This is a genomic window from Halioglobus sp. HI00S01 (genome assembly GCF_001635445.1).
Classification (GTDB): domain Bacteria; phylum Pseudomonadota; class Gammaproteobacteria; order Pseudomonadales; family Halieaceae; genus Halioglobus; species Halioglobus japonicus.
In genome coordinates this window covers 1-380 of the sequence record NZ_LWEE01000334.1, presented here as the reverse complement: position 1 = coordinate 380, position 380 = coordinate 1, and the positions used below count along the sequence as shown (strand labels likewise).

Below are 380 nucleotides of genomic sequence, written 5' to 3'. Positions count from 1 at the left end.
GTCTGGGCATGATGGTGAAAAACCTCGCCGTGGGCGCTCTACTGGTATTCATCACCCTGGCCCTGTTCCTGGAGATTAAACTGGCCTTCTGGGTCATGATAGGTATTCCCGTTTGCTTCCTGGGCGCCATGGCCATCATCAATACGCCCTATATCGATTCCAGTCTCAACATGATCAGCCTGTTCGGCTTTATCCTGGTGCTGGGTATCGTGGTCGACGATGCGATCATTATGGGTGAAAGTGCCTATTCGGAAACCGAGGCCCACGGGCACAGCGTCAATAATGTGATTAATGGCGTTTACCGTGTAGCCACTCCCGCTACATTCGGGGTACTGACGACGATCGTCGCCTTCACACCAACGTTGTTCGTACAAGGTGTG

General features: G+C 52.9%; 1 protein-coding gene. It reads left to right on the top strand.

What is annotated here, in order from left to right; genetic code table 11:
* The coding region (locus A3709_RS20845; RefSeq protein WP_197484334.1) for an efflux RND transporter permease subunit at positions 1-380 on the top strand (380 nt) is incomplete at both ends.